The 7,756-nt window shown below is 70.8% G+C and carries 8 protein-coding genes and 1 pseudogene; 3 read left to right on the top strand and 6 right to left on the bottom strand.

Annotated elements, in window-relative coordinates:
- A partial coding sequence (locus ACWCO3_RS27965) for a substrate-binding domain-containing protein (protein WP_450012866.1) occupies positions 1-376 on the top strand: 376 nt, incomplete at its 5' end.
- 147 nt (positions 377-523) lie between these two features.
- On the top strand, positions 524-2,158 hold the full coding sequence (locus ACWCO3_RS27970; RefSeq protein WP_450012868.1) for a glycoside hydrolase family 13 protein: 1,635 nt from the start codon (positions 524-526) through the stop codon (positions 2,156-2,158).
- Between the two features lie 154 nt (positions 2,159-2,312).
- Here ACWCO3_RS27970 and ACWCO3_RS27975 read toward each other — a convergent pair whose 3' ends face one another.
- The 6 genes and pseudogenes from ACWCO3_RS27975 to ACWCO3_RS28000 form a co-directional block, all read right to left on the bottom strand.
- Positions 2,313-2,750 (bottom strand): hypothetical protein, encoded by a 438-nt coding sequence (locus ACWCO3_RS27975; protein WP_088986418.1) that lies wholly within the window; start codon positions 2,748-2,750, stop codon positions 2,313-2,315.
- Between the two features lie 81 nt (positions 2,751-2,831).
- Positions 2,832-3,218 carry a GntR family transcriptional regulator gene (locus ACWCO3_RS27980; protein WP_145786239.1) on the bottom strand — a complete coding sequence of 129 codons (387 nt, stop codon included), beginning with the start codon at positions 3,216-3,218 and terminating at the stop codon, positions 2,832-2,834.
- Positions 3,218-4,144, bottom strand: coding sequence for a YihY/virulence factor BrkB family protein (locus tag ACWCO3_RS27985; RefSeq protein ID WP_145786238.1), 927 nt, complete (start codon positions 4,142-4,144; stop codon positions 3,218-3,220). The genes ACWCO3_RS27980 and ACWCO3_RS27985 overlap by 1 nt, the downstream gene beginning before the upstream one ends.
- Positions 4,145-4,225: 81 nt before the next feature.
- Positions 4,226-4,795: a 2'-5' RNA ligase family protein gene (locus ACWCO3_RS27990; RefSeq protein WP_145786237.1), complete on the bottom strand. Its 570-nt coding sequence runs from the start codon at positions 4,793-4,795 to the stop codon at positions 4,226-4,228.
- 24 nt (positions 4,796-4,819) lie between these two features.
- Positions 4,820-5,845, bottom strand: a complete 1,026-nt coding sequence (trpS, locus tag ACWCO3_RS27995; protein WP_145786236.1) for a tryptophan--tRNA ligase — start codon at positions 5,843-5,845, stop codon at positions 4,820-4,822.
- Positions 5,846-6,016: 171 nt separating this feature from the next.
- Positions 6,017-7,036, bottom strand: a pseudogene (locus ACWCO3_RS28000) (hemolysin family protein); the annotation flags it as partial.
- A gap of 196 nt (positions 7,037-7,232) precedes the next feature.
- Here ACWCO3_RS28000 and ACWCO3_RS28005 point away from each other — a divergent pair.
- On the top strand, positions 7,233-7,756 hold a 524-nt coding region (locus ACWCO3_RS28005; protein ID WP_450012871.1), incomplete at its 3' end, for an NAD-dependent epimerase/dehydratase family protein.

Below are 7,756 nucleotides of genomic sequence, written 5' to 3' on the forward strand. Positions count from 1 at the left end.
GCTCGACCGCGGCGTCACCGGCCTGGTCTGCGGCTCCGACCTGATGGCTCTCGGCGCGATCCGGGCTGCCCGGCAGCGTGGCCTGAGGGTTCCCGAAGACCTCTCCGTCGTCGGCTACGACGACTCGCCGCTGATCGCCTTCACCGATCCGCCACTGACCACCGTGCGGCAGCCGGTCACCGCGATGGCGGTGGCAGCCGTCCGAGCCCTGGTGGACGAGATCAACGGCCACGCCGCCCCCCACTCGGAGTACCTGTTCCGTCCGGAGCTGGTGGTGCGCGGTTCCACGGCGGTCGCGCCCGCTGGCGCGCACGTCGGTGCGGGCACCTCGAATCCGCACCGACCCGGCACGTCGGCGTTGGTCATTCCCGCCTGAGCGGCGCAATCGCCAGCATCCCTTGCGCAAGATCTGCTTGACTCTTGCAGTGCCGTGCGGGCATATTGCTCAAACACCCAGCGGGTAACCGCCGCACCGCAGCGGGTGCCATTCACCGCCGGCTCGAGACACACGGGAACGCCACCGATGACCGTCAGCACCACCGCCCCGCCCCGCACTGACGACGACTGGTGGCGCTCCGCGGTCGTCTACCAGGTCTACGTGCGCAGCTTCGCCGACAGCAACGGTGACGGCATCGGTGACCTGCAGGGCATCCGGCAGCGCCTGCCGTACCTGCACGACCTCGGGGTGGACGCCCTCTGGCTGACCCCCTTCTACACCTCGCCGATGATCGACGGCGGCTACGACGTCGCCGACTACCGCGACGTCGACCCGATGTTCGGCACCCTCGCCGACTTCGACGCGATGATCGGCGACGCACACTCCCTCGGGCTGCGGATCATCGTCGATCTGGTGCCCAACCACACCTCCAGCGCACACCGATGGTTCACCGCTGCCCTCGCCGCCGGCCCCGGTTCACCGGAACGGGCCCGCTACCTCTTCGCCGAAGGCCGGGGCGAGCACGGCGAGCTGCCCCCGAACGACTGGGAGAGCATCTTCGGCGGCCCGGCCTGGACCCGGGTCGAGGACGGTGAGTGGTACCTGCACCTGTTCGACCCGGCCCAGCCGGACCTGAACTGGCGTCACCCGGAGGTCCGCGCCGAGTTCGAGGACGTACTGCGGTTCTGGCTGGACCGGGGCGTGGACGGTTTCCGCGTCGACGTGGCCCACGGCATGATCAAGGCCGAGGGGTTGCCGGACGTCGGTTTCAGCACCATGACCACCGGCCAGCGTCAGGTGGAACTGCTCGGAAAGGGCCGCCTGCCCTACTTCGACCAGGACGAGGTACACGAGATCTACCGCGTCTGGCGGCCCATCCTGGACAGCTACCCGGGCGGTCGGATGGCGGTCGCCGAGGCGTGGGCCGAGACCCCGCAGCGCCTGGCCCGCTACATCGGCCCGGACGAGCTGCACCAGGCGTTCAGCTTCGACTTCCTCGACGCCACCTGGTCGGCCGACTCGTTCCGCAAGGTGATCGACACCGCCTTGTCCGAGTCGGCAGTGGTCGGCGCACCCACCACGTGGGTGCTGTCCAACCACGACAAGCAGCGGCACGTCACCCGCTACGGCGACGGCATTCAAGGGTTGCGCCGAGCACGCGCCGCCAGCCTTCTGATGCTCGCCCTGCCCGGTTGCGCCTACCTCTACCAGGGCGAGGAACTGGGCCTGCCCGAGGTCCTCGACCTGCCCGACGAGATGCGCCAGGACCCCGCGTTCCTGCGTACCGGCGAGAGCCGCGACGGGTGTCGCGTGCCGATCCCGTGGAGCGGTGAACTGGCCCCGTACGGCTTCGGACCTGCCGGCAGCGAGCTGAGCTGGCTTCCGGCCCCGGCGACCTGGCAGGCCATCTCCGTCACCGCACAGACCGGTGTGCCGGGCTCGACGCTGGAGCTGTACCGCGCCGCGCTGCGCATCCGGCGTGCACATCCCGCGCTGGCCGACGACACACCAGGGGTGACCTGGCTTCAGAGCGGCCCGGACGTGCTGGCCTTCTCCCGCACGGCCGGTGAAACCGTGCTGACCTGCATGGTCAACCTCAGCGGCGCGCCGGTCCTGATCGACGGGTACGGCGAGCCGATCGTCGCCAGCGAGTCGCTCCTCGAGCAGGGCACCGGTCTTCTGCTGCCCGTCGACGCGGCAGCCTGGTTGGAACGACGCTGAGCGGGTAACTCGTTCTCGACCTGGTCGTCCGTCGTGCCCCGCGCCGACGGGCGACTGGGCTACCGGCCCCTTGTGGTGGGGGGCGAGGTGGTACCGGCGCCACGCGGATTCGACTCCGCGCGGCGCCGGTGTCCGTCTACGCCCGTCCGGGTCGTCACTTCGCGGTGAGCAGCGCGGCGATCCGGGTGAAGCCGGCGCGCACCTCGGCCTCGTTCGGCGGTTCGGCGGGCTCGCCGTGCCCCGCCTCGTCGGCGGCGGCGTCCAACTCCTCGTCGATCACGTCCTCGAAGTCACCGTAGAGGTCGGCCCCCTCCACCTGACGGGCCTCGTCCTCCGCGGCGACCTGCGCGGCGGCGATCTCACTACGGATCTCGTCGGCCGACAACGCCGGCAGCAACGGCTCCACCACGGCCATCAACTGCTCCTCGGCCACCACCGCCTCGGCCAACGCCAACGCGTGCGGTCGCTCGTAGGGTCCGCAGACCACCGGCTCCCACTCGTCGAGGTCACCGAGTGGACCGAAGGTGATGATCCACGGCAGGCCGAGGAGCGGTGAGTCCGCCGGCAGGTCCAGTGTCATGAGTGCGCCCACCGGCTCATCATGGTCCGCGAACACGATTCACGACGCCTTTCGGCGCAGTTACCGCCCGTCCGGCGGCCTATCCGTGGTCGGTCAGCCAGGGCGGACGGCGTCCAGGGCTGCACGGACCAGAGCGAGCGCGGTGGCCGGCGCCACGCCGAGCCGAGCCGCCTCGGCCGCGTACCCGGCCGCAGCCCGCTGCAACCGGTCGACAGCGTCGTCGCGACCGGGCGCGACGAAGGTGCCGTTGCGCCCACGGGTCTCCAGCAGCCCCGCGGCCTCCAACTCCCGGTACGCCCGGGCCACCGTGTTCGCGGCCAACCGCAGGTCGGCGGCGAGTTGGCGGACGGTGGGCAGTCGACTGCCCACCGGCAACCGGCCGTCACCGATCAGCTCGGCGAGCTGCCCGCGTACCTGCTCGTACGGGGGCACCGACGAGTCCGAGTCGACCGAGATCAGCACCTCTGCACCTTCCGTCATCAGCCCGCACCGCCCGGCGTACCGGGGTCGGTGTCCTCGTCCACGTCCCTCGGCGGGGCGGCGGCCTCCGCCAGGTCCACCACCCGCCCGCTCGATGAGGTCGCGAGGAGCGCCGCGCCGAACAGCACCAACTGGTTGAGCAGGTAGAGGTAGAGCAGCAGACCGACGGCGCCGGCAACCACGGTGTACGCCGGATTGCGTTCGGTACGCACCACGTAGTACCGCCCGACCGTGTTCAGCAGCGTGATGCCGACCGCCACCAGCAACACCACCGGACGCAACCGGGATCTGCTCATCCGCAGCCGGGGCACCGCGACGAGCAACGCGGTGGCGAGCACCGCGTTGACCAGCACGCTGAGCACCGCGCTGATCGTGGTGAGGCCGACCGACCCGGTGCTGCGCAGCAGGAACCGCAGCAGCGACTCCAACGCGTCCACCGCCGCGACCGATACGCCGAGCAGCACGAAGACGCCGATCATCACACCCAGGTCGACCAGCCGTCGGATCACCAGGTTGCCCGGCTGTTGGTTGAGCTGGTACATCAACCGCTGCGAGGACCGGATCGCCTCCACCCACCCGATGCCGGTGAAGACCAGGATGACCAGACCGACCACGCCGACGGTGTTGCTGGAGTTGGCGATCTGCTGGGCGTCCAGGAACGGCAGGTTGTCCTTGAGGAAGTCGGCGGCCGCCGCGCTGACCTCGTCGTTGTCCTCCAGGATCGCGCCGAAGATGGAGTACGCGACCAGGGCGAGAGCGAACACCGCGAAGAAGCCGTAGTAGGCGATCGCGGCGGCCAACCTCCCGGCCAGTACCTCGGCGTACAGCGCGCCGGCCCGCCACACGTGGTCGAAGAGCCCCGACCGGTGGCGCGCGGCGCTCACCCAGCGGTCGATGCCCGCCTCGATCCGGCCGATCACGTTCACGCGATCATCCTTGCCGATCTCCCACTGCTGTGGTGGCAACCGGCTCCTGATGCTCGCCGGCCGGCGCGTCGCCGACGGGGGTCAGTCGCCGAGGCGGAAATCCCGACGCGGCTGCCACCGGGCCTGCCCGCTGTGCGAGAACAGGGTGAACGCGTCGACCTCGAACATCGCGGAGAAGTCGGCCAGATCCTCGTACACCTTGTCCAGAGCCTCCGGCGCCACGTCCTGTGCCACGGTGACGTGCGGATGGTACGGGAAGCGCGCCTGACGATGCAGGCCCGGCGCCGCGGCGATGGCGGCGGCCAGCAACTCGCACTCGCTGATGCCGGCGGCCACCGCGACGAACACCACCTGGGTGACCGGGCGGAACGTTCCGGTGCCCCGCAGGTGCAGTGTGAACGGCAGGTGCGCGGCGGCGACGGTGGCCAGGTGTCGCTCGACGGCGGCCAGGTTGGCCGTCTGGATCTCGGTGGGCCCCAGCAACGTCACATGCGCGGGAACCGCGAGCGGGTCGCCGGCCTCGACCCGCCGTCGGGTGAGCTGGCCACCCCACGGCTCGGGAATGTCCACAGCGATGCCGATCTGGGTGGTGTCACCGGTCGGCGAAACCCCGCCACTGCGATCCACGCTGCGCGCCGCCCCTCCGGCCACCAACCCGCCCACCTGTCCGTGGAGCTACTCGCCGCGGACGGGCGCGAAGAATCCGACCCGCTCGTACGCCGACCGCAGGGTCGTCGCGGCCACCGCGCGGGCCTTCTCCGCGCCGCTGGCGAGCAGCTTGTCCAGCTGCGCCGGGTCGTCGAGGTAGGTGCGGGTGCGCTCCTGGATCGGCCTGACGAAGTCCGTGACGACCTCGGCCAACTCCTTCTTCAGGTCGCCGTAACCGCGGCCGGCGAACGCGGCCACCAGCTCGTCGATGCCGCGCCCGCTGAGCGCCGAGTGGATGGTGAGCAGGTTGGACACACCAGGCTTGGTCTCGGTGTCGAAGACGATCTCCCGACCGGTGTCGGTGACCGCCGACCGGATCTTCTTCGCGGAGCGGGCCGGGTCGTCCAGGAGGTCGATGATGCCGGCCGGTGAGGACGACGACTTGGACATCTTCGCCGTCGGGTCCTGAAGATCGGTGATCTTCGCAGTGTCCTTGACGATGTGCGGCGCGGGCACCGTGAACGTCGGGCCGAACGTCGCGTTGAACCGCTGGGCCAGGTCCCGGGAGAGTTCCAGGTGCTGGCGCTGGTCCTCGCCGACCGGCACCGCGTTGGCCTGGTAGAGCAGGATGTCGGCGGCCTGCAGGATCGGGTAGGTGAACAGCCCGACACTGGACCGCTCGTTGCCGTGCTTCTGCGACTTGTCCTTGAACTGGGTCATCCGACTGGCCTCGCCGAAGCCGGTGATGCAGCCGAGCACCCAGGCCAGCTGCGGGTGCTCGGGCACCTGCGACTGCACGAACAGGGTGCTGCGTTCCGGGTCGAGCCCGACCGCGAAGAGCTGGGCGGCGGCCACCCGGCTGCGTTGACGCAGCAGCGCCGGGTCGTGCCCCGCGGTGATGGCGTGCAGGTCCACGACGCAGTAGAAAGCGTCGTGGGTCTCCTGGAGAGCCACCCAGTGCCGGACCGCGCCCAGGTAGTTGCCGAGGTGGAACGAGTCGGCCGTCGGCTGGATGCCGGAGAAGACGCGGGGGCGGGCGGGAACGTCGGACATGGCGACAATTCTGTCAGCAAGCGACCGGGTCCGTCATGACGGGCCGGCGGGTCGGCTGCGGCCCGCCGGTGTCGGGCTGCTGACCTCGCGTGCTTCGCCCGCGTCGACCCGCCGCGTCGGCCCGGCCACGAACCGGCGCTGCTGCCCCGCCATCGTCTCCCGCACCTGTCCGGGTCCGATCCCCCGAACCGAATCGCGGCGCTGCTCGGCGTTGTCCTCGCGGCGCTCCTCCGACAGCCGGACGGCGGACACCGCGAGCCGGGCCACCCGGCGGCCGTCCAGTGCGAGCACCCGTAGCAGCCAGCCGCCCGGCGGTCCGGCTGGGTCGGGGTCGGCGACCTCGTCCGGTTCACCGGGCACCGGCACCTCGTCGCCGACGACCGGCAACCGACCCAGCACTGCCATCACGAACCCCCCGACCGTCTCGTACGGGCCGACGGGCAGCGCCACCCCGGTCCGTTCGGCGAAGTCGGCGAGGTTGAGGCGGCCGTCCACCACGGCGGGCAGACCGGCGCGTACGGGGTCCGGAGCGGCGTCGTACTCGTCGTGGATCTCGCCGATCAACTCCTCGATGAGGTCCTCAAGGGTGACGATCCCGGCGGTGCCTCCGTACTCGTCGACCACCACGGCGAGGTGCTGGCCCTCCCGGCGCATCTCGGTCAGCGCGGGTAGCACCCGCTTGCTGCCGGGGAACCGCTTCACCTCGCGGGCCAACTCTCCGACGGTGACGCAGTTGTCGGCGTCCGGCCGCAGCAGCACGTCACGGAGGTGCACGAAGCCGACCACGTCGTCGTGGGTGCCGTCGGTCACCGGGTAGCGGGTGTGCGTCTCGGCGCGGACCAGCCGGGCGGCCTCGGCGATGGTCAACCGCGCCGGGAGGAAGACCACCTCGGTGCGCGGCATCATCACCTCGCGGATCAGGCTGGCGCCGGCCACCAGGACCTCGTCGATGATTCGCCGTTCGTCCGGGTCGAGCACCGTGTTCGCCGCGACCAGGTCCCGCAGGTCGGCCTCAGAGATGCGCTCGCGGCCTGCCGCCGGGCCCGCCCCGAGCAGATCGGTGACGAGTCGGGTGGCACCATCGGCGGCGCGGACCAGCACGCGGGCGACGGCTCGGGCGAGCGGACCGGGATCGCGGCGGGGCGGCACCCGCACGCGTCGCCGAAGCCCGGTACGGGCCGCTTCCCGCATGACAGAGATGGTAGACACCGTTGGCTCATCGCACCGGAGATCGCACGGACAGGGTCACGAATGTTCGGCTCTGTTTAATTGTGAGAGATTATGATGAGATGGGGATGATGGCGGTGTGGGCGACGATGTCGACCACCGCCTTAGGGTGATCACCGAAGGGCCACGTCCTGGGCGGGCCAGGCAGGGAGGCAACGACGTGAAACTGCTCGTCACCGGGGGCGCCGGCTTCATCGGCAGCGTGGTGACCCGGATGCTGCTCGACGCGGGCCACCAGGTGGTCGTCCTGGACGACCTACGCACCGGGCACCGGGAGGCGCTCGCCCCGGACGCGACCCACGTCGAGGCGCCCATCCACGAGGCCGCCCGCATCGTCACCGCGGACGCCGGCTTCGACGGAGTGCTGCACTTCGCCGCCCTGATCGCCGCCGGCGAGTCGATGGTCAAGCCGGAGCTGTACTGGCAGAACAACACGGTCGGCACGCTCGCCCTGATCGACGCGGTCCGCGCCGCCGGGGTGCCGCGGATGGTCTTCTCCTCCACCGCCGCCGTCTACGGCAACCCCACCGAGCTGCCCATCCCGGAGACCGCGGTCAAGGCACCCACCAACACGTACGGCGCCACCAAACTCGCCGCCGACATGGCGCTCACCTCCGAGGCCGTCGCGCACGGGCTCGCCGCCGTCTCGCTGCGCTACTTCAACGTCGCCGGCGCGCACCTCGA

The organism is Micromonospora sp. NPDC002411, assembly GCF_053592955.1.